The 1223-nt window shown below is 46.9% G+C and carries 1 protein-coding gene; it reads left to right on the top strand.

All coding sequences use genetic code 11. From position 1 onward, the window contains the following. Positions 1–113 precede the first annotated feature (113 nt). Positions 114–1049, top strand: coding sequence for a ribose-phosphate diphosphokinase (locus B3V56_RS05860; RefSeq protein WP_286306080.1), 936 nt, complete (start codon positions 114–116; stop codon positions 1047–1049). The last annotated feature ends 174 nt before the right edge of the window (positions 1050–1223 follow it).

The following is a 1223-nucleotide window of genomic DNA, read 5'->3' as shown; positions in this document are numbered from 1 at the left end:
TTCGAATCCTGGTACCCCAGCCACTCTTTTGTTTTTTTGATAGAAAACTCGGCGCCTCTACCGTGACACAAAACCGACTTCTCCAGTTACAACAACGAACAGCCGACAGCCGCATGATGGTATTTACTGGTAATGCCAATCGTAAGCTGGCTCAAAGCATCGCCAATTTCCTTAATATTTCCCTTGGTAAAGCCACTGTGGAAAAATTCAGTGATGGCGAAATCATGGTTGAAATCCTTGATAACGTACGTGGTAAAGACGTCTTTATCGTTCAACCTACCTGTATGCCAACCAATGACCATTTGATGGAACTGATGGTGATGACCGACGCTATTCGTCGTGCATCAGCAAAGCGTATTACCTTGGTTGTGCCTTATTTTGGTTATTCTCGACAAGATCGCCGTCCTCGCTCAGCACGTGTTGCTATCACGGCAAAAGTCGTGGCGAATATGCTGACTGGCGTAGGAGCTGACCGAGTCTTAACTGTCGATTTACACGCCGACCAAATCCAGGGCTTTTTTGATTGTCCTGTTGATAATGTCTACGCTTCACCTGTCTTACTGGGTGATATCTGGAAACACAAATACCAGGACTTAGTCGTGGTTTCACCTGATGTGGGTGGTGTGGTTAGAGCGCGTGCCTTAGCAAAACATCTTGGTGTTGAGTTAGCTATTATCGACAAACGTCGTCCGCGTGCTAATGAAGCCAAAGTCATGAATATTATTGGTGATGTCGATGGACGTGTCTGCGTGTTAATTGATGACATGGTGGATACGGCTGGAACATTATGCGCGGCCTCTGCAGCATTGAAAGAACATGGCGCTACTCGCGTGGTTGCCTATTCCACACATCCTGTTTTATCGGGCCCTGCTATAAAAAATATCAGCAATTCGGTACTCGATGAACTGGTCGTGACCGATACCATTCCGTTGCAACCACATGCACAGGAATGTGAAAAAATTCGCGTGTTAAGCATCGCTGAGATGCTGGCAGAAGCGATGTACAGAATTAGTAACGAGGAGTCTGTTAGCTCCTTGTATATGGATTAGTCAGCTTCGGCTGACTTCTACGTGCCGAACCTGGTCGCGGGGGAGGCTTACGCCGCTTGAATAGCGGCATTTTTGATGGGCAAAAGTCCATTGTTTTTGGAGAAAAAAATGGAAAACTTATTTGAAGTACAAGCTGAAGCGCGTACTGATGAGGGGAAAGGTGCGAGCCGCCGC

Origin of the sequence: Methylophaga sp. UBA2513 (assembly GCF_002341285.1) — a bacterium.
In the GTDB taxonomy this organism is placed as follows: domain Bacteria; phylum Pseudomonadota; class Gammaproteobacteria; order Nitrosococcales; family Methylophagaceae; genus Methylophaga; species Methylophaga marina.
The sequence above is the reverse complement of the archived record's forward strand: the minus strand, read 5'-3'. Positions and strand labels throughout refer to the sequence as shown.